General features: G+C 62.4%; 21 protein-coding genes and 1 tRNA gene. 12 read left to right on the top strand and 10 right to left on the bottom strand.

Annotation, left to right across the window (positions count from 1 at the left end; translation table 11 throughout):
- Nucleotides 1-49 precede the first annotated feature (49 nt).
- Entirely contained in the window at nucleotides 50-1255 is a 1206-nt protein-coding gene (locus ACEXP3_RS22070) for an MFS transporter (RefSeq protein WP_210105194.1), read from the top strand.
- A 48-nt stretch (nucleotides 1256-1303) separates the two neighbouring features.
- Here ACEXP3_RS22070 and ACEXP3_RS22065 read toward each other — a convergent pair whose 3' ends face one another.
- The 5 genes from ACEXP3_RS22065 to ACEXP3_RS22045 form a co-directional block, all read right to left on the bottom strand.
- Complete coding sequence (locus tag ACEXP3_RS22065) at nucleotides 1304-2065, bottom strand: ABC transporter permease (RefSeq protein WP_210105195.1); 762 nt, start codon at nucleotides 2063-2065, stop codon at nucleotides 1304-1306.
- On the bottom strand, nucleotides 2062-2988 hold the full coding sequence (locus ACEXP3_RS22060; RefSeq protein ID WP_210105196.1) for an ABC transporter ATP-binding protein: 927 nt from the start codon (nucleotides 2986-2988) through the stop codon (nucleotides 2062-2064). Before ACEXP3_RS22060 ends, ACEXP3_RS22065 begins: the two co-directional genes overlap by 4 nt.
- Nucleotides 2989-3098: 110 nt before the next feature.
- Nucleotides 3099-4178, bottom strand: coding sequence for a D-alanine--D-alanine ligase family protein (locus ACEXP3_RS22055; RefSeq protein ID WP_377299379.1), 1080 nt, complete (start codon nucleotides 4176-4178; stop codon nucleotides 3099-3101).
- Nucleotides 4179-4352: 174 nt separating this feature from the next.
- Nucleotides 4353-5690 (bottom strand): extensin family protein, encoded by a 1338-nt coding sequence (locus tag ACEXP3_RS22050; protein ID WP_377299378.1) that lies wholly within the window; start codon nucleotides 5688-5690, stop codon nucleotides 4353-4355.
- 176 nt (nucleotides 5691-5866) lie between these two features.
- Nucleotides 5867-6832, bottom strand: coding sequence for a LysR family transcriptional regulator (locus ACEXP3_RS22045; RefSeq protein WP_377299377.1), 966 nt, complete (start codon nucleotides 6830-6832; stop codon nucleotides 5867-5869).
- A 131-nt stretch (nucleotides 6833-6963) separates the two neighbouring features.
- On the opposite strand from ACEXP3_RS22045, the gene ACEXP3_RS22040 reads away from it, so the two are divergent.
- On the top strand, nucleotides 6964-7578 hold the full coding sequence (locus ACEXP3_RS22040) for an FMN-dependent NADH-azoreductase (RefSeq protein ID WP_210105200.1): 615 nt from the start codon (nucleotides 6964-6966) through the stop codon (nucleotides 7576-7578).
- A 69-nt stretch (nucleotides 7579-7647) separates the two neighbouring features.
- On the opposite strand, the gene ACEXP3_RS22035 is transcribed toward ACEXP3_RS22040, so the two are convergent.
- Nucleotides 7648-7965, bottom strand: coding sequence for an HlyU family transcriptional regulator (locus tag ACEXP3_RS22035; RefSeq protein WP_377299376.1), 318 nt, complete (start codon nucleotides 7963-7965; stop codon nucleotides 7648-7650).
- A gap of 65 nt (nucleotides 7966-8030) precedes the next feature.
- Nucleotides 8031-9281: a threonine ammonia-lyase gene (gene ilvA, locus ACEXP3_RS22030; RefSeq protein WP_377299418.1), complete on the bottom strand. Its 1251-nt coding sequence runs from the start codon at nucleotides 9279-9281 to the stop codon at nucleotides 8031-8033.
- 102 nt (nucleotides 9282-9383) lie between these two features.
- Here ilvA and ACEXP3_RS22025 point away from each other — a divergent pair, with 102 nt between their 5' ends.
- Nucleotides 9384-10838: a TrkH family potassium uptake protein gene (locus ACEXP3_RS22025; RefSeq protein ID WP_377299375.1), complete on the top strand. Its 1455-nt coding sequence runs from the start codon at nucleotides 9384-9386 to the stop codon at nucleotides 10836-10838.
- A gap of 29 nt (nucleotides 10839-10867) precedes the next feature.
- Here ACEXP3_RS22025 and ACEXP3_RS22020 read toward each other — a convergent pair.
- Nucleotides 10868-10952 (bottom strand) — tRNA-Leu (locus ACEXP3_RS22020).
- A 236-nt stretch (nucleotides 10953-11188) separates the two neighbouring features.
- Between ACEXP3_RS22020 and ACEXP3_RS22015 the strand changes: the two genes are divergently transcribed.
- Both ACEXP3_RS22015 and ACEXP3_RS22010 read left to right on the top strand, forming a co-directional pair.
- Nucleotides 11189-11464: a hypothetical protein gene (locus tag ACEXP3_RS22015; RefSeq protein WP_377299374.1), complete on the top strand. Its 276-nt coding sequence runs from the start codon at nucleotides 11189-11191 to the stop codon at nucleotides 11462-11464.
- A gap of 127 nt (nucleotides 11465-11591) precedes the next feature.
- On the top strand, nucleotides 11592-12008 hold the full coding sequence (locus ACEXP3_RS22010; protein ID WP_377299373.1) for a response regulator: 417 nt from the start codon (nucleotides 11592-11594) through the stop codon (nucleotides 12006-12008).
- Nucleotides 12009-12099: 91 nt separating this feature from the next.
- Here ACEXP3_RS22010 and wrbA read toward each other — a convergent pair whose 3' ends face one another.
- The gene (wrbA, locus tag ACEXP3_RS22005) at nucleotides 12100-12699 is read right to left on the bottom strand and encodes an NAD(P)H:quinone oxidoreductase (protein WP_377299372.1); all 600 of its coding nucleotides are present in this window, start codon (nucleotides 12697-12699) and stop codon (nucleotides 12100-12102) included.
- Between the two features lie 276 nt (nucleotides 12700-12975).
- Here wrbA and ACEXP3_RS22000 point away from each other — a divergent pair, with 276 nt between their 5' ends.
- The 6 genes from ACEXP3_RS22000 (at nucleotide 12976) to ACEXP3_RS21975 (ending at nucleotide 19135) form a co-directional block, all read left to right on the top strand.
- Entirely contained in the window at nucleotides 12976-13746 is a 771-nt protein-coding gene (locus tag ACEXP3_RS22000) for a competence/damage-inducible protein A (protein WP_377299371.1), read from the top strand.
- Between the two features lie 163 nt (nucleotides 13747-13909).
- Nucleotides 13910-14752, top strand: a complete 843-nt coding sequence (locus tag ACEXP3_RS21995; protein WP_377299370.1) for a putative universal stress family protein — start codon at nucleotides 13910-13912, stop codon at nucleotides 14750-14752.
- 141 nt (nucleotides 14753-14893) lie between these two features.
- A complete protein-coding gene (gene gpt, locus ACEXP3_RS21990; RefSeq protein ID WP_377299369.1) occupies nucleotides 14894-15391 on the top strand; it encodes a xanthine phosphoribosyltransferase in 498 nt (165 codons plus the stop codon).
- Nucleotides 15392-15672: 281 nt separating this feature from the next.
- Complete coding sequence (locus tag ACEXP3_RS21985) at nucleotides 15673-17457, top strand: methyl-accepting chemotaxis protein (RefSeq protein WP_377299368.1); 1785 nt, start codon at nucleotides 15673-15675, stop codon at nucleotides 17455-17457.
- A gap of 84 nt (nucleotides 17458-17541) precedes the next feature.
- The gene (locus tag ACEXP3_RS21980) at nucleotides 17542-18120 is read left to right on the top strand and encodes a hypothetical protein (RefSeq protein ID WP_377299366.1); all 579 of its coding nucleotides are present in this window, start codon (nucleotides 17542-17544) and stop codon (nucleotides 18118-18120) included.
- Nucleotides 18121-18460: 340 nt separating this feature from the next.
- The gene (locus tag ACEXP3_RS21975) at nucleotides 18461-19135 is read left to right on the top strand and encodes a spermidine synthase (protein WP_377299364.1); all 675 of its coding nucleotides are present in this window, start codon (nucleotides 18461-18463) and stop codon (nucleotides 19133-19135) included.
- Nucleotides 19136-19211: 76 nt separating this feature from the next.
- Here ACEXP3_RS21975 and ACEXP3_RS21970 read toward each other — a convergent pair whose 3' ends face one another.
- Entirely contained in the window at nucleotides 19212-21119 is a 1908-nt protein-coding gene (locus ACEXP3_RS21970; RefSeq protein WP_508436201.1) for a methyl-accepting chemotaxis protein, read from the bottom strand.
- A 679-nt stretch (nucleotides 21120-21798) separates the two neighbouring features.
- On the opposite strand from ACEXP3_RS21970, the gene ACEXP3_RS21965 reads away from it, so the two are divergent.
- Nucleotides 21799-25614 carry a vitamin B12-dependent ribonucleotide reductase gene (locus ACEXP3_RS21965; RefSeq protein ID WP_377299362.1) on the top strand — a complete coding sequence of 1272 codons (3816 nt, stop codon included), beginning with the start codon at nucleotides 21799-21801 and terminating at the stop codon, nucleotides 25612-25614.
- Nucleotides 25615-25854 lie beyond the last annotated feature (240 nt).

The following is a 25854-nucleotide window of genomic DNA, read 5'->3' as shown; positions in this document are numbered from 1 at the left end:
GTCCATGGTGCGGATGGTTCTTCCAGCCCCATACAAGGACAATTCTCTGATGACGCATCAATCCTGCGCGGACGACATATGCCGCAGCGATGAGAGCCGGTCCGCCTGGCTTGCGGTCGCCTCCCTGGCTCTTGGCAGCTTCAGTCTCGTCACGGCCGAATTTCTGCCGGCAAGTCTCATCCCCGCCATTGCGACCGATCTGTCGATCAGCCCCGGTCTTGCCGGACAAACGGTCACGGCGACAGCCGCCATCGCCGCCTTTGCAGGGCCCGGCATCGTCGTTGGCGCCCGCAGGCTCGATCGTCGGGTGGTGCTGTTGAGCCTCAGCCTTCTGCTCGTCATCTCCAGCCTGATTGCGGCCACGGCATCGGGCTTTGCGCTTCTGCTTCTCGCCCGCTTGCTTCTCGGCGTCGCGCTTGGCGGCTTCTGGGCGCTGTCGGCGGCGTTCGCCATGCGCCTCGTTTCGACGGACAACCTGCCCCGCGCCATGGCAATCGTCATGGCCGGCGTTTCCGTCGCCACCGTTTGCGCCGCCCCGCTCGGCGCCTGGATCGGCAACCTCCTCGGCTGGCGATCGGCCTTTGCATTAACGGCGGGGCTCGGAATCATTGCCCTCACGATCCAGGCACTGACGGTGCCCGCCATGCCGCCGGCTGGTCACGCCGGCTTTGCCACCATGGCGCGGCTGTTTCGCCGCCCTGCTTTGCGCACCCTGCTGCTCGTCATCGTCTTTGCCGTTGCGGGACATTTCGCCGGCTTCACCTTCATCCGCAGCTATCTGGACGAGGTCATCCGTCTTGACGTGACGAACGTCTCCTTGGTTCTGCTCGCCTTCGGGATTGCGGGGTTCTTCGGGAATATGGCGGGTGGCGCGGTGTCGGCGCGCAGCAGCAGCCTCTCGCTTGGCCTCGCCGCCGGCCTCATCGCGCTTGCGGCGGCCACCATGGCGCTGTCGGCCAGCATTCCAGCGCTCGCCATCGCTGCCGTCGCTGTCTGGGGTTTCGGGTTCGGCGCCTTTCCCGTCAGCGTCCAGAGCCGGATCACCCGCATCGCCTCCGACGAGGTGGAGAGCGCCGGCGCCGTGATGCTGACCACCTTCCAGGTCGCGATATCGGCCGGTGCCATCATCGGCGGCCTTCTGGTGGATGCGATCGGACCGATCGGCGTCATCAGCTTTGCCGGGGCGGCGACGGCGCTCGGCGCGTTCATGATGATGGCTGGAACGTCAAGGCAGGCGGCAGAGGACGCCGCCTGATCCGCATAGGACCAGGGGCGGTCGCCGACGGCACCGCCCTTGTGGATGCTATTTGCGCAGGCGATACCCGGTCTTGAAGATCCAGGCCAGCACGCTCAGGCACAGGGTCAGGAAGACCGCGATCATCGCCAGGCTGATCAGCGGATTGACGTCGGCGATCTCGTAAAAGCTCCAGCGAAAGCCGGACACCAGGTAAAGCACCGGGTTGAGGTGGCTCACCGCCTGCCAGAAGGGCGGCAGCATGTCGATGGAATAGAAGCTGCCTCCCAGAAACGTCAGCGGCGGCACGACCAGCATCGGCACCAGGTTCAACTGCTCGAAATTATCCGCCCAGATGCCGATGATGAAGCCGAAGAGCGAAAACGTCACCGCCGTCAGCACCATGAACATCAGCATGATCAGCGGATGCGCGATGGTAAGGTCGACAAAGAGCGATGCGGTCGCCAGGATGATCAGGCCGACAATGAGCCCCTTGGTGGCCGCCGCCCCGACATAGCCGATGACGATTTCTGCCATGGAGACAGGGGCTGAGAGGATCTCGTAGATCGTGCCGGTGAACTTTGGAAAATAGATGCCGATGGAGGCGTTGCCGATGCACTGGCTGAGCAGCGTCAGCATGATCAGGCCCGGCGTGATGAAGGCGCCATAGGAGACGCCACCCACCTCGTTGATGCGCGAGCCGATCGCCGTGCCGAACACGATGAAATAGAGGGAGGTGGTGATGACGGGCGAAATGACGCTCTGCAGCAGCGTGCGCTTCATCCGCGCCATCTCGAAGAAATAGATGGCCTTGATTGCCTCGATATTCATGGCCGTTCTCCGACAAGCGAGACAAATATGTCTTCAAGCGAGCTTTGCCGGGTGGCGACATCGCTGATTGACAGTCCCTCCGCCTCGATGGCGGCAAGCACGGCGCCGATGCGCCCCTCGCCGGCGCCATTGCCATACTCATGCACCAGTCCGCGCCCGCCATCGGCAAGCGTCAGGCCAAGGGCTGCAAGCGTAGGCGGCAGGCTCTCCAGCGGCTCCTTCAACTCCAGTCGCAACTGCTTGCGCCCGAGCTTTTGCATCAGCGCCCGCTTTTCCTCGACCAGCAGCAGTTCGCCGCCGCTGATGACGCCGATCCGGTCCGCCATTTCTTCCGCTTCTTCAATGTAATGCGTGGTGAGGATGACCGTCACCCCCGTCTCGCGCAGCCGGCCGATGGCCGCCCACATGCCGCGCCGAAGCTCCACATCGACGCCCGCCGTCGGCTCATCAAGGAAGAGGATGCGCGGTTCATGTGCCAAAGCCTTGGCAATCAGCACGCGCCGCTTCATGCCGCCGGAAAGCTCGCGCAGCTTGGCATTGCGCTTGTCCCACAGCGTCAGGTCCTTGAGGATCTGCTCGATCAGCGCAGGATTGGACTTTGCCCCATGCACGCCGCGCGAAAACGTCACGGTGTTCCACACGGTTTCGAACTGGTCGGTGGTCAGTTCCTGCGGCACGAGTCCGATCAGCGCGCGGGTCTTGCGAAATTCCTGGACCACATCGTGCCCGCCAACCAGCACCGTGCCCGATGTGGGAACGGAGATCCCGCAGATGATCGAGATCAGCGTAGTCTTGCCGGCGCCGTTCGGCCCGAGCAGTGCCAGGATTTCTCCCTCGCGGATCTCCAGATCAACGCCTTTCAGCGCCGAAAACCCGTTGGCATAGGTCTTGGTGAGTTTTTGGATGGAAACAATGGAGGACATGAGGGGATGAGCACACGCGTTGGGCAGGATATGCGCTTTATATAGGCACGCCTCCGCAATAGCGAGGGGTCGGGGTCGCCAACCCTCGAAGTGCCCTCGCCTCGATCCCGTCAGATGCGCCCCCGCCGAGCCCTTTTTCGGCGCTTCAGCGCAAACTCCACCGCCACGTCGATCCACCCGGAATAGCTCACGCCGCACTGCGAAAGTGCCAGCGGATACATGCTGCGATCGGTGCAGCCGGGCATAGTATTGATCTCGTTGAGGTAGAGGCTTCCATCTTCGAGCAGGAAGAAATCGACGCGCGCGATCCCCTCGCAGCCCAGCGCCCGAAAGGCTTTTGCCGCCAGCCTGCGCGCATCCTGCGCAATCTCGTCCGACACCAGTGCCGGCACATGGATCGCCGCACCGTCCGGATCGAAATATTTGGCTTCGTAATTGTAGAAGTCATGTTTTTTGGAGGTGACGATTTCGCCGGGCGGCGACACGGTGAGACTGCCGTCGGCCTGTTCCAGCACGGCGCATTCGATCTCGCGGCCGGCAAGAAACTGCTCCACCAGCAACTTGTCATCGAATTCGAAGGCCTTGGTCAGCGCCGGCAGAGCCGCCTGCGCGCCATCGACACGCGACACGCCGAAGGATGATCCCTGCCGCGCCGGCTTGACGAAGAAGGGATAACCGAACTCCGCCTCGAGCGCTGCCACATCCGGCACGTCTCCAGCCGCAAGGCAGCGTGCCGGCGCGACGGGAACGCCGGCCTCCCGCAGCAGCCGCTTGGCGACATCCTTGTCCATGGCAACCGCCGAGCCGAGAAGGCCGCAGCCGGTATAGGCGACACCCGCCAGCTCTGCATAACCCTGCACCGTGCCATCTTCGCCATACGGCCCATGCAGCACCGGAAACAGCAGATCGAGCTTCGGCAGGTCCTTTGGCGCGCCGGGCTCGACGGCTACCAGAAGGCCCTCGCCGCCCGGAACCAGCGCCACCCTGATGCCGCGTTGCGCTTCCAGCGCCCGCCCCGTCTCGTCATCCTCCTGCAGCCACCATCCGCCGTCGCGGGCAATGCCGATCGGCACCACTGCGTAGCGGCTGCGGTCCATCGCCTTCATCACATTGGTGGCAGACAGAATGGACACGTCATGTTCGGCGGATCGGCCACCGAACAGGACGCCGATGCGGATTTTTGGGCTCATGAGATCTCCGGAAAAGGATTTTTGACAGCAATGAAAGGGGCGATGGGAAGACGTCGGGCCGTGTGCAGCGGAGCAGAAGGGTTCAATCCGCTCCGGTTGCATGCGTGAGCATCATCGCCACTATGTCGAAAGTCGGGCCGCACGCAGGGGCAGCCACCGTGCGTCGACAATAAATCAATCGCAATAGCGGTTGCCGGTGGCGCGGCTGCGCAGGTCGAAGTGAAAATGGTTCCAGTGTTCCGGATTGCTGCCAGGCCCGAGAACGGTGTTGAAATATTTGCAGCTGTCGGAGCGCACGGCCTTCAGGAGTGCCCCTTCGCGGAACGAAAACAGGCCCTTCTTGCGCACATCGATCTCATGACCATTCTTCAGCACGAACTTTCCGACATCGATTGCATTGCCACGGGCATGTTCCGACATCGGGTTGTAGCGCTGCCGGCTGTTGTTCATGCGCCGGCAGGAATAGCCGCCGAGCGGCTCGATCGTCTTCACGCTGGTGAAATAGCGCAGGCGCGAGGACGGGGCGAGTTCGTTCTTCACCCATTTGGCAAAGGCAAGGGTCGTCTGGCAATTGAGCGTAACCGATGGTCTGACGTCGATATCACCGGACAGGCCCGAGAGCTCCACCGGATAATCGATGCCGCAGCTCGGTCCGTCCGAAATGCGCGGCTTGTCGCGAAACTCGACGCCCATGCGTTTCAGCTCGCGCCGGCAGGCAATCTCGGAGGCCGGCATCGGGCCGTCAACCGGAGCGTCCATGCGGGGACTTTCCATGGGCCCGGCCGGATTGCGTGGCATCAGCATCGCCACCTGCTCCGGCTCCGGCTCCGGCTCGGCACGGCTTGGCGGCACGACCGGGCTCTGGTCGCTCCAGCGCGGCACCGCGGCCACCGAAGCGCCGGCATTTGTGATGCGGCCCGAGCGTGTGGAAACGGTTACGCCAGTCCCAAGGCCAACCGATGGCACCGCGCCGGCCGGCGTCACGGATGCCACCTGGCGTGCGGGCGCGACCGGCCTTGACGGGGTGTTCCCGGAAATATCCCGATCCTGCTCCTCGGCAAGCCCGACGACCCGGGCGCTCTCGGGGACCGGAGGCAAGACACCGTCCCCACCGGCTGCGGCCTTTCCGGCGGTTGCGGCGGATGTCGGGTGACCGGCGGGAGAGAGTGTCAGCGTGCCAAGCGATGTCGGCGGTGCCCCCATCACGACCGGTCGGTCTGTCGCCTGACGGGGCACGGACGCGCCGGCATGGACGGAACCGGATGGGCTTTCGCCCGCCGCTGCTTGCGTCTGGTTATAGGTCTGCGCCATCGGCTGCGGCGCTGCCGCATAACCCTGCTCGGCGGGTGTGGCTGGAAGTGATGCCGGCGGCACCAGGGGCCGGATCGAACCGACGCGCGCGCCGGTATCGACCGATTCGAGCGGCATCAGCCCGTCTGCCGAGCATCCGACCAGCATCGTCGAAATCATCAGGAAGGCCATCGCCCGCCGGGAGGAAAAAGCATACGCCATACGAAGCTCGTCACATCTCGTGGTGCGGGAAAGCCACACGCGACGATTCTAGGCGACCAGGGTAAACGAAAGCTTTCCGCAATCGGGCCTTTTCAAGGCGTTTTTTGCGGCGCGGCACCGCCACGTCAGCGGAACGGCCATGTCGCGCAGCCTTCGGCGATGGCCTGCCAATGAGCTTATTCGGCGGCCAACCGCGCCGGATCGGACAGCCGACCGATCAACTGATGAAAATCCTGGCTGCTGGGGCACTGGCTCAGCCGCTTCGCCAGCGCCTCGACCAGCCAGCTCGTGGCGGGCCCGGGCGGATTTGCAGTGCGGCGGATGTAATAGAGCGGATATTCCACCGTCTCATAGGCGTCGATATCGAGCGCCACCAGCCGGCCGCTCGCCAGATCCTCGCGCACCAGCGGCGCGGGAAGTCCGCCCCAGCCAAGTCCGCCGCGGATCAGCTGGTGTTTCGTCGCCACATCGCCAACGCGCCAGACCTTGAACGACAGCACGTTGAAATCGCGCCCCTTGGTAATGCCGGAAGCATCCGTCACCACCAGCTGCACGTCTTCGCGCACGTCGCGGCGCGTCAGCGGGCGCTCCATCTGCGCCAGACGATGATCGGCCGCAGCCACCGGCACCATGTAGGAATGACCGATCTTCTCGGCCGTCAGCGTGTCGTCCTCCTTCAGAAGGCTGCCGCCGATGCCGATCGTGGCGCGCCCTCCCGCCACCATGTCCATCACCATGCCAAGTTCTCCGGCATGAAGGCTGAGCGAAACGGAGGGGAAGCGCTTGCCGAAATCCGTCAGCGTTTCCACGATGGCGTCGGTCGGCACCATGTTGCTGACGGCAAGCGAGACATCCGCCTCAAGCCCCTGCTTCAGCGCCTTGGCCCGGGCGCGCATGACCTGCAGATCGGAATGGATGCGGCGTGCATCGGCCAGAAGCGCACGGCCGGCCTCGGTCAGCTGCGTCTGGCGCGAGCCGCTGCGTCGGAACAGCGACACTTCCAGCTGCGCCTCCAGATTGCCGATCGTATAGCTCACCACGGATTGCGCCCGGTTCAACTGGCGCGACGCCGCCGAAAAACTGCCGGTTTCGGCAACGGCAAGAAACACCTGCAACTGATCGAGCGTCGGATTGGCGTCCATGGGATTATCCAGAGAGTTGATGGATCTCTTCGATATTATCGCCATTTCCTCGATAGCTGTCCAATCTTATGTTCCGCACCGATGGAGGCGCTCCCAAGCCTCCCGCCAGAAATCAGGTTTGGATAACTGCCATGTCGAAGATCCTCCTCATCACCTCCAGCCCGCGCGGCGAAGAGTCCGTATCCACCAAGGTCGCAACCGATGTGGCCAGCGCCCTGGCCACCCGCACCGGCGGCGACGTTGTCGTGCGCGACCTTGCCGCTCAGCCGATCGCCCATCTCGATACCGTCACGACCTCGGCCATCCGCAAGGCTCCGGCCGACCGCACGGCCGAAGAAGCCGCTGCCGCTGCCATTTCCGACGCCCTCGTGGCCGAACTGGTTGCCGCCGACGAAATCGTCATCGCCACCGGCCTCATCAACTTCAACGTCTATTCCGGCCTGAAGAGCTGGATCGACAACGTCGCGCGCGCCGGCGTTACCTTCCGCTACACGGCAGAAGGCCCGGAAGGCCTGGTCACGGGCAAGAAGGTCTATATCGTGCTTGCCGCAGCCGGCGTCTATTCCGATGGCCCGGCCGCACCGCTCAACCACGCCGTTCCTTATCTCAAGACCGTTCTCGGCTTCCTGGGCATGACGGATGTGGAAGTGATCTATGTCGAAGGCCTGGCCTTCGGTCCGGAAGCCGTCGAAAATGCACTGGCCTCCGCCAAGAGCCGCACGGAAGAACTGGCCAAGGCTGCCTGATCCGTCCGCTGACGCTTGGTACTTTCCGAAGGGCCGCCGCTCACGCTGCGGCCCTTTGCGTGTCGTGCATCAGGCGCTGCGCGATGCGGCGCCATCGGAAAACAGGCCCGCCCCGTTCTGATCGATGATCTGGCGTGCCTTGCGAAACGTGCAGTCGAGCGCATCTTCCATCGAGGTAAACATGTCGGCGCGCACGAAGGTGCGCACCAGCACCTGCCCGTTCACTTCCTTCTCGATGCGTCCGGCAAGCCGAAGCTGCGATCCCTCGCGCATCGGCTCGGCGTAGATCATGCAGCCGGCATGCTCCTGCGGCTCGACTGTCTGGGCTGCGGCCGCCGGCTTGTCGGTGCCTGAAAACATCGAGAGGAATTTGGAGAGAATGGCCATGGTCGTCCCTGTCCGTGTCGCGTGTGAAACGAAACGCCGGCAGCCGGCGTCGGTTGAAGAAATGTTCAGATGATGAGGTTTGCCAGGATCTCGTTCTCGGTAATGTCCTGGTAGCCAAGGCCCGCCTCCTCGAAGCGGGCCAGAAGGCCGGCAAAATTCTCCGGCCGGATGGTTTCGATACCGATCAGGATCGAGCCAAAATTGCGCGCCGATTTCTTCAGATATTCAAAGCGTGCAATATCGTCCTCGGGGCCGAGAAGGTTCAGGAAATCGCGCAGCGCGCCGGGGCGCTGGGCAAGCCGCAGGATGAAGTATTTCTTCAGCCCCGCATACCGCATGGCGCGCTCCTTGACATCCGGCAGGCGCTCAAAATCGAAATTGCCGCCGGAGACGACGGCAATGATGACCTTGCCTTTCACTGCATCGTCCGGAAGTGCGGCAAGCGCCGTCAGCGAAAGCGCACCGGCCGGCTCCAGCACCACGCCCTCGATATTGAGCATTTCGGTGATGGTGACGCAGATGGCGTTTTCCGGCACCGCCATCACCTGGGTTTCGGGAAACTGTTTCAACGCCTCGAAATTCAGGTCGCCGATGCGCGCGACGGCTGCGCCATCGACGAAATTGTCGACTTTCGAAAGGGTTATGGGATGGCCGGCCTTCAGGCTTTCCTTGAGGCTTGGCGCCCCTGCCGGCTCCACCATCAGGAAGGCATCGCGTTGGAGCGTGTCCAGGAGATAACCCGTCATGCCCGACGACAGCCCGCCGCCACCGACCGGCATGATGACGAGATCGGGCGTCACGCCGTCTGGAAGTTGGTTGGCAATTTCAGCCGCGACGGTTGCCTGTCCCTCGACGATATCGGCATGATCGAAGGGCGGCACCATCATGCCGCCGATCTCCTCCACATGCGCACGCGCGGCCGCATAGCACTGGTCGAAGATATCGCCGATCAGGCGGATAGTGATGAAGGGACCGCCGAACATGCGGGTCTTGTCGATTTTCTGCTGCGGGGTCGTGACCGGCATGAAGACCACGCCCGGCACCTCGAAATGGCGGCAGACAAAGGCAAAGCCCTGCGCATGGTTGCCCGCGGAAGCGCAGACGAAGGTACGTCCGCGGGCACCGTCGGCAATGGCCTTGCGCAGAAAGTTGAAGGCGCCGCGGATCTTGTAGGAGCGCACCGGAGACAGATCCTCGCGCTTCAGCCACACCTCCGCCCCGAAACGGCGGCTCAGATGCTCATTGAGTTGCAGGGGGGTCTCGGGAAAGATCTCCCGCATCGCGGCCATCGCCTCATCCACAACTGCGCGGTTCATCATATTCCATCCGTTGAAATTCCATTCGCCCCCCGCTATGCCATAGGTGATCGAGAGAGACAAAAGCTTCTTTCCGGACCCAACCATCAGGACATCCAGCTTTTGAACGCAAATCTGTTCCGATCCTCCCTGTATGTGGCGGCTCTTTGCGGGCTCTACATTTCCATCGCGATGTTCGTGCCGGCGTTCGTCGACCTCTATTACGGCAATCCGGACTGGCGGTTGTTTGCCCTGTCGGGATCGCTGGTCGGCGGTGTGTCCTGTGCCACCGCCATGGCCATGCGCGGCACGCCACCCGTCTTCACCAAGCGGCTCGGCTTTGTGCTGGTCAACCTTCTGTGGGCGGTGTTTTCGCTGGCCGGCGCCATTCCCTTTTATCTTTCGCCGCTCGGCCTCACGTTCTCGCAATCCCTGTTCGAATCGATTTCCGCCATCACGACCACCGGCTCGACCGTGATATCCGGACTGGATACCACGGCACCAGGTATCCTGATGTGGCGCTCGCTTCTTTGCTGGCTTGGCGGCATCGGCATCGTGGCTCTGGGGCTGTTCATCCTGCCGTCATTGCATATCGGCGGCATGTCGATCTTCAAGCTGGAATCGTCTGACACCAACGACAAGCCGTTTGCCAAGCTCGCAAGCTTTACCCGCGCCTTCATGGCCATCTACGTGGCTCTGACCCTGTCATGCACGATTGCTTATGACTTGGCCGGCATGAGCCACTTCGATGCGCTGAACCATGCGATGTCGACCGTGGCGACCGCCGGTTTCTCCACGCATGACGCCTCGTTTGCCTATTTCGACAACGAGCAGTTGCTGGTCATCGGCACCATCTTTCTTGCCGTCTGCAGCCTACCGTTTTCCGTGCTGATCCTGCTGTCGATCAAGGGGCGGCTGGATACGCTGCGTGACCCGCAGATTACCGTGTTCCTCGGCTATCTGGCAGGCATGGGGACGGCGCTCGGGATTTATCACCACCTGCGCAATGGCGTGCCGATCGACAGTGCGCTCATCCATTCCTTCTTCAACATCACCTCGATCCTGTCGACCGGCGGCTTTGCCAGCGACGACTATACGCTCTGGGGACCCTTTGCCGTGGCGCTGGCGCTGTTTGCCACCTTCATGGGCGGCTGCTCCGGTTCGACTGCCGGCGGCATCAAGGCCTATCGCTTCGTCATCCTGTTCAACGTGGTGCGCGCCGGCCTGAAACGGCTGATCTATCCGAATGCGATCTATCCGGTGCGCTACGGGCGCACACCCGTTGACATGGAAGTACAACGCGGCGTCTTCCTGTTCGTCACGCTGTTCATCTTCCTCTGGGTCATCGGCACGCTCGGCATGACATTGATCGGCTACGATCTTCTGACCTCGAGCTCCGCCGTCGTCACCGCCCTGTCCAACACCGGCCCCGGCATCGGCCATCTCATCGGCCCCGTCGGCAATTTTTCAACGATCAGCGACCCGGCCCTCAACCTGCTCTCGCTGATGATGCTGCTGGGCCGCCTCGAAATCCTCACCGTGATGGTGCTGCTCCTGCCGCTGTTCTGGCGCAACTGAGGCTGTATGCTGGGGAAAAGTAAGGCCGGTGGTGCGGACGGCGGGGATCGAACCCGCATGACCAAGGCCGAGGGATTTTAAGTCCCTTGCGTCTACCAGTTTCGCCACGTCCGCATGCGAAGCCTTCTTCGAGGGCTTGCGACAAAAATGCAAGGGCATGTTTGGGCGGATTCGGTCTGCCCTTGCAAGAAGAAGACGACATATCATGTCACAATTGTTCCGGCTGCCCGCGCCTGCAATGATCTGGCCTGCCGGGCCCTCACCCGTCCCCGCCGGGATAAGCTCGGACGGCCACGGAACTTGCGCTTGTAGCCGGCAGTTGGACGCGCACCAGCAAAGGAATGCACCCGATGAAAATTTCCACCCTTGTCGTTTTTGGCGCCCTTGCCCTTTCGGCCTGCAGCACGGTCACCGATGGGCCGGGCTACGATCCCATCCCCGGCAGCATCACCTATACCGGGCAGCCGCGCACAAAGCTCACGAAGTCACCGATCGGCAGCACCTTCTCGCATGAATTTCCCGCCAATGGCGGGCAGTATGTCGAGACCTACAAGATCCAGCCGGATCGCAGCCTGAAGATCGTCCGGCGCATTTTCCAGCCCGATATCCTGAATTTCAACGATTAGCCGGCGACGGGCGGCCGAGCCCGCGGCCAACGGGACACGAGCCGCAAAGCTACGGACGCAGGATGCACGCGCCCCTTGCATCCTTCGCCTGCGGCCCTATGTCGTCACCGCATCGAAAGGAATTCTCGTGAAATATCGCTTTCTCATCGTCGAAGACGGCCTGCTGATTGCCATGGATCTGGAAGAAGCCATCGAGCGCAGCGGACATGAGGTGGTGGGCATTGCACCGGACATGAAGGTGGCGCTGAACTATGCCAAGGATGCCGATATCGCCTTTGTCGATGTGCGCCTGGCCGATGGCGAGACGGGTCCGCAACTGGCGCGCATTCTTGTCGAGCGCGGCATTCTTGTGGTCTTCGTCACCGGCAATCCGATGCTCGTGGAAGGTCGCGACGCCGGCGCGCTCGGCGTCATCGCCAAGCCGCTGACGCATCAGGCCGCGCTCGACGTCATCCAGTTTGCCGTCGACTGGAAAAACGGCATCACCCGCAATCCGCCAGGACGCCTTCGCCTGTTCAAGCCGCTTGCCACTCCCGGAAACTGACGTTCGAAAATAGCGCCAGGCCATTGAAAGCATGCAAAAAGGCGCGGACATGACCGCGCCTTTCCTGTGCCTATGCTAAAAAACGATCCGGTCAGCCGGCGAGCTTGTTGGCGATCTTGGCCACGTGGGCACCCTGGAAGCGGGCACCTTCCAGCTCGATTGCGGAAGGCTGGCGCGAACCGTCGCCATTGGTGATGGTGGAGGCGCCGTAAGGCGAACCGCCCTTGACTTCTTCCGTGCCCATCTGGCCCTGGAACGAATAGGGAAGACCGGCCACGACCATGCCGTGGTGCAGGAAGGTCGGAATGAAGGACAGGATGGTCGATTCCTGGCCGCCGTGCTGGGTGGCGGTCGAGGTGAAGACGGATCCGACCTTGCCGATCAGCTTGCCGGTAAACCACTGGCCACCCGTCTGGTCCCAGAAATTGCGCATCTGCGAGGCCACCGTGCCGAAGCGCGTGCCGGCACCGACGATGATCGCGTCATAGGCTTCCAGATCAGCGGGCGTGGCAATCGCGGCCGGCTGGTCGAGCTTGTAGTGCGAGGCCTTGGCCACCTCTTCCGGCACCAGTTCCGGCACGCGCAGCACGGTCACGTCCGCGCCTTCGGACTTGGCGCCTTCGGCCACAGCGTAAGCCATGGTTTCGATATGCCCATAGGTGGAATGATAAAGTACGAGTACCTTTGCCATGTCGTTTTCTCCCTTGGTTGACAACGCCGGACTGGCGTTCGTGTTGGTGAGGAGATTACCCGCAATGGGGCTGGAATCTACCCCTAATCGAAGCACGCACTGTTCACCTATTGAAAACGACAACAACAGTTCGGTCACATTTCAGCAACAAATCGGCAGGATGTCCTTGGCTGCCACGTGGGCTTGCACGCTGAATATGTCTTCATCTGCCGGCGGGTTTGGCCTAGGAAGAAAAGACATGCCTTGCTTGATCATTCCCGCACCATGAGGACTGCCATGACGTCTCGGATCGTAACCGCTGCCATGCTCGCCATCGGCGATGAACTTCTGTCGGGCCGGACGAAGGACAAGAACATTGGCCACCTGGCTGACCTTCTCCTGTTGTCGGGGATAGACCTGAAGGAAGTCCGCATTGTCGCGGATGAGGAGGACGCGATCGTCGAGGCGCTGAATGCGCTGAGGCGCCGCTACACCTACGTCTTCACCTCCGGCGGCATCGGCCCGACGCATGATGACATCACCGCCGATGCGGTCTCGAAGGCGTTCGGCCTGCCCTGCGAGCATGATGCGGCAGCCATGCAGTTGCTGGCAGCCATGTACGAGCGTCGGGGCATGGAGTTTACCGATGCCCGCCAGCGGATGGCCCGCATGCCAAGGGGTGCCCGCCACATCGCCAATCCGGTATCCACGGCACCGGGCTTCATCGTCGAGAATGTGTATGTGATGGCCGGCGTGCCGCAGGTCTTCCAGGCCATGATCGACAACATCCTGCCCGAGCTTCAAACGGGGGCAAAGATGCTCACCCGCTCGCTTGCCTGCCCCTATGGCGAAGGCGATATCGGTACGCTGCTGGGCGCCATCCAGAAGGCCCATCCGGACACCAGCATCGGTTCCTATCCGAAGTATGACGGCCAGCGCTTCTCCACCGAACTGGTGGTGCGCGCTCGCGACGCGGCAGTCCTTGACTCAGCGTCAGAGGCGATCAGCGCCATGATCCGCGATCTCGATACCGCGCGCGCCGCCGGCAATCCCGGCCCTGAAGCCTGAAGCCTTGAACCTGAAGCGGAAAGGCGAGTTCGCGCCCCACATCTTCAGGTGACTCAGCGTGAGGCTGATGGAACACGCCAGCGCTTGACCCAGCGCAAGGCGCGTCCCATCTCCAAGGGCATGGTGGAAGAACATCCGCCATGAGCGCAAAGGAGATATCGCCATGGGTTACAAGACCATCCTCGCCGTCCTCGACAGCCCGAAGAACACCGGGCCCATTTCCGAGTTCGCGATCGATCTGGCGCGCCAGTTTTCCGCGCATGTCGTGGGTCTTCGAGCCGAAATCCTGCCGACGGTGCCGCTGATCGCGCCGATGGAAATTCCCGACCCGACGGCCATGGAGATGCTGCAGCAGGCGGCGGAAGTGGAGACGGGCAAGATTGCCGCGGCGTTTCGCGAAAAGGCGGAGCACGAGGGCATATCCTTCGAATGGCGTTCCTTTGTCTCCTCGGCCGGCTACAGTTCCGAAAGCGTTCTGGAATGCGCGCGCGCCAGCGATCTGATCCTTGCGGCGCAGACCGACCCGGCCTTGAGCAATGACAACAGCGCGGATCTCGAAACGCTGCTGTTTGAAAGCGGCCGCCCGGTGCTGCTGGTGCCCTATATCCTTTCGGCTCCCAAGCCCGTTCGCCGCGTGCTCATCGGCTGGAATGGCTCGAAAGAGGCGGCCCGCGCCGCCTTCGACGCGCTGCCCTTCCTCACCCGGGCCGAAAGCGTCGAAATTCTCTCCATCGATCCGCCCGGCATGCCACGCCAGGCGCCGGACCTTGCCGGTGCCGATCTGGCCGCAGCGCTTGCCCGCCACGGCGTCAACGTCACGCTGACCACGCTGGAAAAGGGCGAGCTTTCGGTGGAAGCCGTCATCGAGAACCGGCTCTCCGATAACAGCATCGATCTTCTGGTGATGGGCGGCTACGGCCATTCGCGCTGGTGGGAAATGCTGTTTGGCGGCGTCACCCGCAATGTCCTGACCAGCATGACGGCGCTGACGCTTCTGTCGCGTTGATCCGGCTTGCGCGCAGACGCGATTTGCAGCTAATAGCAACGGCCAACGGGACGAGGACGACACGCCTTGGTCCCGCGGGCTGCTCCGGCGTCACGGCCAGCCCTTGACCTTTCTTCAAGCGCCGTTGCGGAGCCACCCCGAATGTCCCTACCCGATAAAGCCTTTCCCGTCTCCTGGGATCAGTTCCACCGCGATGCCCGTGCCCTTGCCTGGCGACTGGCAGGCCTTGGCCAGGAGTTTCGCGCCATTGTCTGCATCACCCGTGGCGGCCTCGTGCCGGCGGCCATCATCTCGCGCGAACTGAACATCCGCCTCATCGAAACCGTCTGCATCGCCTCCTACCACGACTATGTGAACCAGGGCGAAATGAATGTGCTGAAGGGTATTGCCGCCGACCTGACGACCGATGGCGGCCGCGGCGTTCTGGTGGTGGATGACCTCACCGACACCGGCAAGACAGCATCGGAAGTGCGCGCCATGATGCCGCAAGCCCATTTTGCCTGCGTCTACGCCAAGCCGAAGGGCGTTCCGACGGTCGATACCTTCGTCACTGAAGTCTCGCAGGACACCTGGATCTACTTTCCCTGGGACATGGGCTTCACCTATCAGGAGCCGATCGCCAAGGGCAGCAAGGGCTGAGCCACCATCCAGCAGACAGGGGCGATCCGCACGACTGCGGATCGCTTGGGCCGCCCCTCTTTCTGAGGTGATACTAACTTTCATTTTTCTTCATAGCCTTAGCCGCTTCTTTTTGGGCGGGCGCTCGCTAAGGTTTAAGCCTTCCTTCACGTTCCTGCCCCATATTTTGGGCGTGTTCTCGTATCTGCGCGATACAACGCCGATCATGATCGATCGAGCTTTTGAGCACACGGTGCGTTGCCAATGTTCCGGTTTTGCCGGCCACGACGCAGAGACGCCAGATGCAGCGATCGCCGAAATCTCTGACCCTGACGGCCAAACTGGCCGCCATCATTGTCGCCATCAACCTCGCAGGCATGCTGGGCCTCTCCTTCTACACCTGGCGCAGCGAAAGCGCGTCCATGCTGGAAGATGCCACGGAGAGTTGGAGCAAGGACAGCGCCCAGTTCGCAAGCCTTGCCTCCGGTGGCGTGAAATGGGGCAAGGCCGAGGCCGTGGCAGAAACCTATGCGCTCTACCGCGACGATGCCAATCTCAATCTTGTCCAGTTCACGGCCTACGGCGCGGATCTGAAACCGGTCAACAGCTGGAGCCGATCCGGTCCGCAGAACCTGCCGACAGACGCTGACCTTGCCAAGGCAGCAGGCACCCGGCCGGAAAAGCCGCGCGTGGACATGAGCGCCGTCGGCAACGGCTATGTCACCGTGGTTGCGCCGCTTCCGCTCGACAAGGGCGGCAAGGCGAGTGGCTATGTCGTGACCACCTGGTCGGCTGAGAGCATTCTGGCAGAAGCGACGCATAAGACATTGCTGGCGCTCTCCCTGCAGTTTGCCATCATTGCCATCGCCATTGCCGTCTTCATCCTCACCATGGGCCGCATCATCGGCCAGCCGCTGAAGGCCTTGAGCGGCCGCATCACCGGGCTTCAGGCCGGTGATCTCGACACGCCCGTCCCCTACCGCGACCGGGGCGACGAAATCGGCTTTCTCGCCCGCGCTCTAGAAGGATTTCGCAACGATGCCGTGGCAACGCTTGAGCAGCGCCGGCTTGCCGAGGAACAGCAGCGAACGCTGAATGAGGAGCGCCTGCGCAATGCGGCGCAGACCCAGGCAACGGCTGCCACGCAGAACCACGTGATGCAGACGCTGGGCCTGGCGTTGGAGCGGGTGGCAAAGGGCAATCTCGATACGCGCCTCGACAATCTGGGACCGGAATTCGACAAGCTGCGGCTTGATTTCAACGCCATGGTGGCCTCGATCACCCGTGCCGTCGGCGACATCAAGACGGCCTCATTTGCAGTGGAAACCGGCGCCAGTGGACTGGCAGGTCAGGCCGAACAGCTGGCGCAGCGCACCGAGCGGCAGGCCGCCTCGCTTGAAGAAACCGCGGCCGCCCTTGGCCAGGTGACCAGCACCGTGCGCACGTCCTCGCACAATGCCGAAACCACCGGCGCGATGATTGCCGAAGCGAAGGCCGAGGCGCAGCATTCGGCCCACGTGGTGCGCAATGCGATCGGCGCCATGGACCGCATTCAACAGTCCTCCTCGCAGATCGGCCAGATCATTTCGGTGATCGACGAGATCGCCTTCCAGACCAACCTTCTGGCTCTCAATGCCGGGGTGGAAGCGGCGCGTGCCGGTGAAGCCGGCAAGGGCTTTGCCGTCGTTGCCCAGGAGGTGCGCGAACTCGCCCAGCGCTCGGCCAATGCCGCCAAGCAGATCAAGACGCTGATCGACGTTTCCAATTCCGAGGTCTCCGGCGGTGTCGAGCTCGTCAACCAGACGGGCGATGCACTCCTCAAGATCGAATCGCATATCGCCCGCATCAACGACGGCATTCTGGTCCTGGTCGATGCGTATCGCCAGCAGGCGTCGGGCCTCCAGGAAATCAACGGCGCCCTCAACAACATGGACCAGACGACGCAGCAGAATGCAGCCATGGTGGAAGAAACCAGTGCTGCCTGCCACGAACTTCTGTCGCAGAGCCAGCTGATGCAGGACGCGGCAAACCGCTTCCAGCTGAGCCCCGGCGCCCCGTCCGCACACGCCGCGCGCCACGTTGCCTGAAATCATTCTTCCGCTTCGCAAGCAGCCCGGCACGCGACACGCGGGCTGCCCTTCAAAACCTCAACCGCAATAGAGGACCACCTGATGAGACGCACAGTCACAAGCCTTGCAGCCCTTGCCCTCCTTGCCTTCGGCGCTCAGCCGCTCCTGGCTGAAGATGCCCATGTCGCCCCGGTGACCGCCTTCTTGAAGACGGGGGTCAGCCCCTGGGTCAACGATCCCATCATCATCTCCGCGATCAAGGCGCAGAACGCCCAGCATGCCGGCCTGACGGAAGCCGATATCATCAAGCTCGACAAGAAGTGGCGCGCCGAGGTGGAGGCTTCCGACAAGCCGCTGATCTCTGCGACACTCGGCAATGCCGTCTCCACCTTCCTGAAGAGCCAGCAGGCCGCCTCCAAGGGCGCAATTTCCGAAGTCTTCGTCATGGACAACAAGGGCCTGAATGTCGGCCAGAGCGATATCACCTCCGACTACTGGCAGGGTGACGAGGCAAAATTCCAGAAAAGCTTCGGCGTCGGCAAGGGCGCCATCTTCGTCGATGGTATCGAAAAGGACGAATCGACCCAGGCGCTGCAGTCGCAGGCCTCCATGACCATCATGGACGAAACCGGCACTCCGATCGGCGCCATCACAGTCGGCGTCAACATGGACGCCCTTTGATACCTCACCCGTCCGCACCGCCTCGCGGCCGCCCTCCGGGGCGGCCTCCTTATTGAACTGGCAGCCGCACGCCGCAAGCGGGACCCGCGCACGGCGGCGGCCGTCAGGCACCCGCATCGGAATGCCGCAGCCGCCGGCGATGCGTGCGCTCGACATGTCCCCTCCTCCCACCCAACCTCGTTCGACCGACACGCGCCTCTGCGCCACCGGCAGGCTTGTCCTTGTGCCTGCCTCATGCGATGAGGCGGCTTCATCGGTTCCCGTTGCTGATCACCGCCGGGGGCCGGCAGCGACCAAGCGTCGGCCAGTGCCGGCCATGCACAGAAGGCGTCCCGGATCCATGCTTCCCTGGATACAGATCGACGAGGCAGACATTCCCGGCGATGGCGGCACGTTGCGGCTCAAGCAGCGCGGCAGCGAATTTTCCATCATGCTCGGTGCCAACGAGCTGATGAACAGCCGCCTCAGCGGATCGGAGGAGGCGCTCGCCGTCCTGTCGCAGGAAAAGATCGCCGGTCGAAAAAAGCCGCATATGCTGATCGGCGGCCTCGGCATGGGCTTTACCTTGCGCGCGGCGCTTGCCGTTCTGCCGCCGGACGCGAAGATCACCGTGGCGGAACTGGTGCCGGCCGTCGTTGCTTGGGCACGCGGCCCCATGGCAGAGGTGTTCAAGGGGAGCCTCGACGACCCGCGGGTCACCATCCACGAAGGCGATGTCGGTGGCCTGATCGCCGCCTCCCCGGCCACGTTCGACGCCATCCTGCTCGACGTCGACAACGGTCCCGACGGGCTGACGCGCCCCTCCAACGACCGGCTCTACGATCATGAGGGCCTGCGCGCGACGCGCGCGGCGCTCTGCCCCGGCGGCGTGCTATCCGTCTGGTCCTCCGGCCCGGATGCTGCCTTCACGCGCCGCCTCAAGGACAGCGGATTTTTGGCCGAGGCAAAAACGGTGCGCGCCAGTACCAAACGCAGCGGCGCCCGCCATGTGATCTGGCTTGCCGTGAAGCGCTGACAACGTCCGACGCTCAAACGAAAAAAGGCGCCGCATCGCTGCAGCGCCCCTGTTGCGTATGCGGTGCCTGTGAGCCTCAGGCGGCGCTGCGATAACCGTGGCTGGTGCCGCCATGGCCGTCCAGGCGGAACTTGGACAGGATCGCCGTCAACTGGCGGCTTTCGGCGGCCAGCACCTGGCTTGCGGCGGTCGTTTCTTCCACCATGGCCGCATTCTGCTGCGTCATCTGGTCCATGTGGTTGACGGAGGTGTTGATCTCGCCGAGCGCTGCGGATTGCTCGCCGGCGGCGCGCGCAATCATCGCCACATGCTCGTTGACGCGGTTGACCTGCTCCTCGATTTCCTTCAGCGCCTCGCCGGTGGACAGAACCAGCGTCACGCCGCCCTTCACCTCGTCGGCCGATGCATTGATCAGCGTCTTGATTTCCTTGGCGGCATTGGCCGAACGCTGCGCCAGTTCACGCACTTCCTGGGCAACCACGGCAAAACCGCGACCCGCCTCGCCGGCACGCGCTGCCTCGACGCCGGCATTCAGCGCCAGGAGGTTGGTCTGGAAGGCAATCTCGTCGATGACGGAGATGATCTGGCTGATCTTCTGCGAGGACTGCTCGATGCGGCCCATGGCATCGATCGCGTCGCGCACGATGCCGCCCGAGCGGCCGGCGCTCACCTTGGTTTCCGAAACCATGCGGGTCGCCTCATTGGCGCGATCCGTGGAGGTGCGCACCGTGGTGGTGATTTCCTCAAGCGCTGCCGCCGTCTCTTCGAGCGAGGCAGCCTGCTGCTCGGTGCGGCGGGCAAGCTGGTTGGAAGCGGTCGACAGTTCTCCGGAATTGTCGGTGATGGTGCTGGCAGCGCTGCGCACGTTTTCCATCGTCACCCGCAGCGTGGCCATGGTCGCGTTGACGTTTTCCTTGAGTTCCGCAAAGGCGCCCTGGAACTGGCCGCGCATGTCCTGCGTCAGGTCCTGCTCGGCAAGGGCAGCAATCACGCGGCGCACTTCGGTGACGCCCTGATCGACATTTTCCACCAGTTCGTTGACGCTCGCGGCAAAGCGCTGCAGATCGGCATCGTCGTAAGACTTGGTGATGCGCTGGCTGAAATCCCCGGCCGCGGCCGAGGCCACGATACCGCTGATCGAAACCTGCAGATCCTTGCTCTGCCGGTTGAGCGCGGCTTCCTGCGCTTCCATGGCACGCATCTGGATTTCGTTGGCACGAAACACTTCAAGGGCCCGCGCCATCTCGCCGATTTCGTCGAGGCGGTCGGTATCGGTGACCGGCTGGTCGGTGTTGCCCTTGGCCATGTTGCTCATGACCTGCGTCATCCGCCGGATCGGGCCGGCGATATCACGCCGCGCGATGATGAGGCTGAGGGCGACGCCGAGCGCGATGCAGACGGCGGCCGTGATGGCGAGGATCAGCACGGTCGTCTGGGAATCTTCAATGGCACGGCTGCGCGACTGCGACAGCGTGTTGGCGGAATAGGTGCTGTAGACCTTGACGGTCGCCGTCACCGCCTTCTGGCCATCCAGCGCCTTGGCAAGCGCTGCGGCCATCACCTTGGGATCCTTGCCCGCATCGGTCCCGGCCACCTTCACCATCTCGCGGATGGTATCGAAATAGGCGCCAAGGCTCGCGCGGATATCGGCCAGCTGCTTCTGCTCGTTGGCATCGGCGGTGGCTGCGATCTTCGGCAGACGCTCCAGCATTTCCTTGGAGCGCTTTTCCGTTTCTGCGGCAAAGTCGGCGGATTTTTCCGGCGCAAGCGCCAGCTGATAGGTCATGCGGCTGATGGCGATGATATCGACGCGCAGATCCATCGCCTCGCGGGCAACCTCCTCGCGCTGGCCCGTGTCTTTGAGCGAGGAGCCAAGCAGGAAAAGGCCTTGCGTGCCGACGCCGGCAATGGCCGCGGCCGCAACGCCCATCAACACCACGACAAGGCCGATCTTCTTCAGGATGGACAGGTTCTTGATTTTCACGAGACGCATCTCCGGGCAGGACAACAACATCAACTGTCCACGCGGGATCACGCAGACTGAGTATCTGCCGAAATCCTAAACTTCGAATATTAAATTTTTGCGCTGCAAACAGTGTGGATTATGGCACCCTCATGCGTCGATTTTGACGCCCTCAACACCGGTGACGGTCGTGTATGCGCAGCGACCCGCGCAGCTTCGACGTAAGGCCTCCTTACTCAAGCCTTTGAGTTTCCTTGGGGATTTTTTTCTCCCCGTTTTCCACAGCTTACAAACACAATATCTTGTGGTTAAAAAACGGTTGCAAACTACGCCTTGACGAATCTATCGGTTCGGCCGAGATTGAATTCCATGTTGCGGCGGCGACTGGACCGGAGCACGAGGCCGGTTCTCCAAGCGCAAAATCACCCCATCCGTCTGCAGGCGGCTTGCCATGAAGGCACGCACGCTGGGCGGTATTCGCGTGCCTTTTGCGCCACCGTCACGACAAAATTGGGCTGGTGGAAAACTGTCGTTTATACTATATTTAGTGTTTACAGCCACAGTGACCACCATATATCAGGTCACCACTCCAAGGATGGCTTGCCGCATTCGCATGACGGGCAACGGCCGCCGGTTGAAACGCAACCGCCGCGGATGAGATTTTCTGCGCCTTTCATGGCGCATAGCGAGGACGAAAAAGATGCGCATAGAACGTCGTTTCACCAAGCCGGGTCAGGGTGCCTACGCCGATATCGCCTTCCGCAAGGGGGTCAGCGAAATCCGCAATCCCGATGGCTCGATCGTCTTCCGGCTGGCCGATATCGATGTTCCCGCGCAGTTTTCGCAGGTCGCCACCGACGTGCTGGCGCAGAAGTATTTCCGCAAAGCCGGCGTGCCGAAGTTCTTGAAGAAGGTCGAGGAAAACGATGTTCCCTCCTTTCTCTGGCGCTCCGTGGCCGATGAAAAGAAGCTGAAGGATCTGCCGGAAGCCGAGCGCTACGGGTCGGAAACCGATGCGCGCCAGGTGTTTTCGCGTCTCGCCGGCACCTGGACCTACTGGGGCTGGAAGGGTGGCTATTTCTCGTCCGAAGAAGACGCCTCCGCTTTCATGGACGAGTTGTCCTACATGCTCGCCACCCAGCGCGTTGCGCCGAACTCGCCGCAGTGGTTCAACACCGGCCTGCACTGGGCCTATGGCATTGACGGTCCCGGCCAGGGGCATTTCTACGTCGACCCCTTCACCGGCAAGCTGACGAAGTCGAAATCCTCTTACGAGCATCCGCAGCCGCATGCCTGCTTCATCCAGTCCGTCGAGGACGACCTCGTCAACGAGGGCGGCATCATGGACCTGTGGGTGCGTGAAGCGCGCCTGTTCAAGTACGGCTCCGGCACCGGCTCCAACTTCTCCTATCTGCGCGGCGAAGGCGAAAAGCTGTCGGGCGGCGGTCGCTCGTCCGGCCTCATGTCCTTCCTGAAGATCGGTGACCGCGCAGCCGGCGCCATCAAGTCCGGTGGCACCACGCGCCGTGCGGCCAAGATGGTCGTCGTTGACATCGACCATCCGGATATCGAAGCCTATATCGACTGGAAGGTGAAGGAAGAGCAGAAGGTTGCCGCTCTCGTCACCGGTTCCAAGGTGGTTGCCAAGCACCTCAAGGCCATCATGAAGGCCTGCGTCAACTGTGAAGCCGACAACGAAGCCTGCTACGATCCGAACCAGAACCCGGCCCTGAAGCGCGAGATCAAGGCGGCCAAGAAGGACCAGGTTCCGGAAAACTATGTGAAGCGCGTCATCCAGTTCGCCAAGCAGGGCTACAAGGATCTCGACTTCAAGACCTATGACACGGACTGGGATTCGGAAGCCTATCTGACGGTCTCCGGCCAGAACTCCAACAATTCCGTCTCGCTGAAGGACGATTTTTTGCGCGCTGTCGAGAATGACGGCGAGTGGAACCTGACCGCCCGCAAGGACGGCAAGGTGATGAAGACGCTGAAGGCCCGCGACCTCTGGGAAAAGATTTCCTACGCCGCCTGGGCATCGGCCGATCCGGGCCTGCACTTCAACACGACGATGAACGACTGGCACACCTGCCCGGCGGCAGGCCCGATCCGCGCATCGAACCCGTGCTCGGAATACATGTTCCTTGACGACACGGCCTGCAACCTTGCTTCGCTGAACCTTCTGCAGTTCAAGGACGCCAAGACCAAGAACATCGACATTGCCGATTACGAACACGCCGTTCGCCTCTGGACCGTCGTGCTGGAAGTTTCCGTCATGATGGCGCAGTTCCCGTCGCGCCAGATTGCCGAACTGTCCTACCAGTACCGCACGCTCGGCCTCGGCTACGCCAATATCGGCGGCCTCCTGATGTCCTCGGGCATCCCGTATGACTCTGCGGAAGGTCGCGCCATTGCCGGCTCGCTTACCGCCATCATGACGGGTGTGGCTTACGCAACGTCAGCGGAAATCGCTTCCGAGCTTGGCCCCTTCCCCGGCTTTGCGCCGAACCGCGACAACATGCTGCGCGTCATGCGCAACCATCGCCGCGCCGCCTACGGCGAAGCGACCGGCTATGAAGGCCTGTCGGTCAACCCGGTCCCGCTCGTCCATGCGGAAAACCCGGACCAGGATCTCGTGGCCCATGCCAAGGCGGCCTGGGACAAGGCGATCGCGCTTGGCGAACAGCACGGCTACCGCAATGCCCAGACGACGGTGATTGCGCCGACCGGCACGATCGGCCTCGTGATGGATTGCGACACGACCGGCATCGAGCCCGACTTCGCGCTGGTGAAGTTCAAGAAGCTCGCCGGCGGCGGCTACTTCAAGATCATCAACGGCGCCGTTCCGGAAGCGCTACGCACGCTCGGCTACACGGAAAGCCAGATTGCCGAGATCGAGGCCTATGCCGTCGGCCATGGCAACATCAACCAGGCGCCCGGCATCAACCCCGGCTCGCTGAAGGCCAAGGGCTTTACCGACGAGAAGATCGACGCGATCAACGGCGCCACCAAGGCCGCCTTCGACATCAAGTTCGTCTTCAACCAGTGGACGCTCGGCGCCGACTTCCTCAAGGAAACCCTGAAAGTTTCCGACGAGCAGCTCGCCGACATGAGCTTCAACCTTCTGGAGCATATCGGCTTCTCAAAGAAGGACATCGAAGCTGCCAACATCCATGTCTGCGGTGCAATGACGCTGGAAGGCGCGCCTTTCCTGAAGAACGAGCACCTGCCCGTCTTCGATTGCGCCAACCCCTGCGGCAAGATCGGCAAGCGGTATCTGTCGGTCGAAAGCCATATCCGCATGATGGCGGCGGCCCAGCCCTTCATCTCCGGTGCCATTTCCAAGACGATCAACATGCCGAACGAGGCAACCGTCGAGGATTGCGGCGCCGCCTACATGCTCTCCTGGAAGCTCGCGCTGAAGGCCAACGCCCTCTATCGCGATGGCTCGAAGCTGTCGCAGCCGCTCAACGCCTCGCTCATCGAGGACGAGGAGGACGAGGATGCGGTGGAAGAGCTGATCCAGCAGCCACAGGCCGCGCAGGCCGTGACGATCACCGAAAAGATCGTCGAGCGCGTCATCGAGCGCGTCACCCGCGAGCGGGAAAAGCTGCCGAACCGCCGCCAGGGCTATACCCAGAAGGCGAATGTCGGTGGTCACAAGGTCTATCTGCGCACCGGCGAATTCGGTGACGGACGCATCGGCGAGATCTTCATCGACATGCACAAGGAAGGTGCTGCCTTCCGTGCGATGATGAACAACTTTGCCATCGCCATCTCGCTCGGCCTGCAATACGGCGTGCCGCTCGAGGAATATGTCGAGGCCTTCACCTTCACCAAGTTCGAGCCGGCCGGCATCGTGACGGGCAATGACGCGATCAAGAACGCCACGTCGATCCTCGACTACGTGTTCCGCGAACTCGCCGTCTCCTATCTCGGCCGCCACGATCTGGCCCATGTCGACACCTCCGACTTCTCGCAGACGGCACTCGGCAAGGGCATCCAGGAAGGCAAGACGAACCTCGTCTCCACCGGCTGGACGCGCGGCTACAAGCCGACGCTGGTCTCCAGCAGCGAGCGCGGCATGAGCGGTTCGGAAGCCAAGGGTTCGGCAACCGCCGCCCCTGCCAAGGCATCGGCTGGCGGCAATGTGACGGCCTTTGCGGGCTCCGCCGCCCGCAAGCTCGAAACCACGCTTGCCATTTCGACCTCGGAAGTCGTCTCCTTCAAGCGCGATTACGAAGAGCGCGCCAAGGAAATGGCCGAAGAGATCGCCGAAGAAGTGATCGCTGACGAAAGCCAGCAGGCCGCAACCGCCCTCTTCTCCGACAAGGCCGAAGCCGACGCAGCCGCTGCCAAGGCCGACGCCAAGAAGGTGGAAGCCGAACGCCGCATGCGCTCCATCGCGCAAGGCTACACGGGCAACATGTGCTCCGAGTGCCAGAACTTCACGATGGTGCGCAATGGCACCTGCGAGAAGTGCGACACGTGCGGTGCGACGAGCGGGTGCAGCTGATTGCGCTCACGATTGAAGGAATGCAGCGGCCCGGGGGAAACCTCGGGCCTTTTGCTGCCGGAAGATGACTGCCGGTTCATGCGAGGCGATGGATCCTCGGGTCAAGCCCGAGGATGACGGAGGGAATGGTTGGCGTGCCGACATTCAGTGATGACGTTCTGAGATATGGATGAGGTCTCCACGTGCCGGGCAAGGAGAAGAGTGTCATCCTCGGGCTTGACCCGAGGATCCATCCCCACG

It is taken from the genome of Neorhizobium fuzhouense (assembly GCF_042611105.1).
Taxonomy (GTDB): domain Bacteria; phylum Pseudomonadota; class Alphaproteobacteria; order Rhizobiales; family Rhizobiaceae; genus Neorhizobium; species Neorhizobium galegae_A.
Note: the sequence above shows the minus strand (reverse complement) of the source record. Positions and strands in the feature narration are given on the sequence as shown.

Bases quoted from the DNA above. Each gene is read 5' to 3' on its own strand.
- ACEXP3_RS21995 (WP_377299370.1), top strand. From the start codon at position 13,910: ATGGGTTACAAGACCATCCTCGCCGTCCTCGACAGCCCGAAGAACACC.
- ACEXP3_RS22015 (WP_377299374.1), top strand. From the start codon at position 11,189: ATGAAAATTTCCACCCTTGTCGTTTTTGGCGCCCTTGCCCTTTCGGCC.
- gpt (WP_377299369.1), top strand. From the start codon at position 14,894: ATGTCCCTACCCGATAAAGCCTTTCCCGTCTCCTGGGATCAGTTCCAC.
- ilvA (WP_377299418.1), bottom strand. From the start codon at position 9,281: ATGAACCGCGCAGTTGTGGATGAGGCGATGGCCGCGATGCGGGAGATC.
- wrbA (WP_377299372.1), bottom strand. From the start codon at position 12,699: ATGGCAAAGGTACTCGTACTTTATCATTCCACCTATGGGCATATCGAA.
- ACEXP3_RS21965 (WP_377299362.1), top strand. From the start codon at position 21,799: ATGCGCATAGAACGTCGTTTCACCAAGCCGGGTCAGGGTGCCTACGCC.
- ACEXP3_RS22065 (WP_210105195.1), bottom strand. From the start codon at position 2,065: ATGAATATCGAGGCAATCAAGGCCATCTATTTCTTCGAGATGGCGCGG.
- ACEXP3_RS22040 (WP_210105200.1), top strand. From the start codon at position 6,964: ATGTCGAAGATCCTCCTCATCACCTCCAGCCCGCGCGGCGAAGAGTCC.
- ACEXP3_RS22000 (WP_377299371.1), top strand. From the start codon at position 12,976: ATGACGTCTCGGATCGTAACCGCTGCCATGCTCGCCATCGGCGATGAA.
- ACEXP3_RS22050 (WP_377299378.1), bottom strand. From the start codon at position 5,690: ATGGCGTATGCTTTTTCCTCCCGGCGGGCGATGGCCTTCCTGATGATT.
- ACEXP3_RS22035 (WP_377299376.1), bottom strand. From the start codon at position 7,965: ATGGCCATTCTCTCCAAATTCCTCTCGATGTTTTCAGGCACCGACAAG.
- ACEXP3_RS21975 (WP_377299364.1), top strand. From the start codon at position 18,461: ATGCTTCCCTGGATACAGATCGACGAGGCAGACATTCCCGGCGATGGC.
- ACEXP3_RS21985 (WP_377299368.1), top strand. From the start codon at position 15,673: ATGCAGCGATCGCCGAAATCTCTGACCCTGACGGCCAAACTGGCCGCC.
- ACEXP3_RS21980 (WP_377299366.1), top strand. From the start codon at position 17,542: ATGAGACGCACAGTCACAAGCCTTGCAGCCCTTGCCCTCCTTGCCTTC.
- ACEXP3_RS22070 (WP_210105194.1), top strand. From the start codon at position 50: ATGACGCATCAATCCTGCGCGGACGACATATGCCGCAGCGATGAGAGC.
- ACEXP3_RS22060 (WP_210105196.1), bottom strand. From the start codon at position 2,988: ATGTCCTCCATTGTTTCCATCCAAAAACTCACCAAGACCTATGCCAAC.
- ACEXP3_RS22055 (WP_377299379.1), bottom strand. From the start codon at position 4,178: ATGAGCCCAAAAATCCGCATCGGCGTCCTGTTCGGTGGCCGATCCGCC.
- ACEXP3_RS22045 (WP_377299377.1), bottom strand. From the start codon at position 6,832: ATGGACGCCAATCCGACGCTCGATCAGTTGCAGGTGTTTCTTGCCGTT.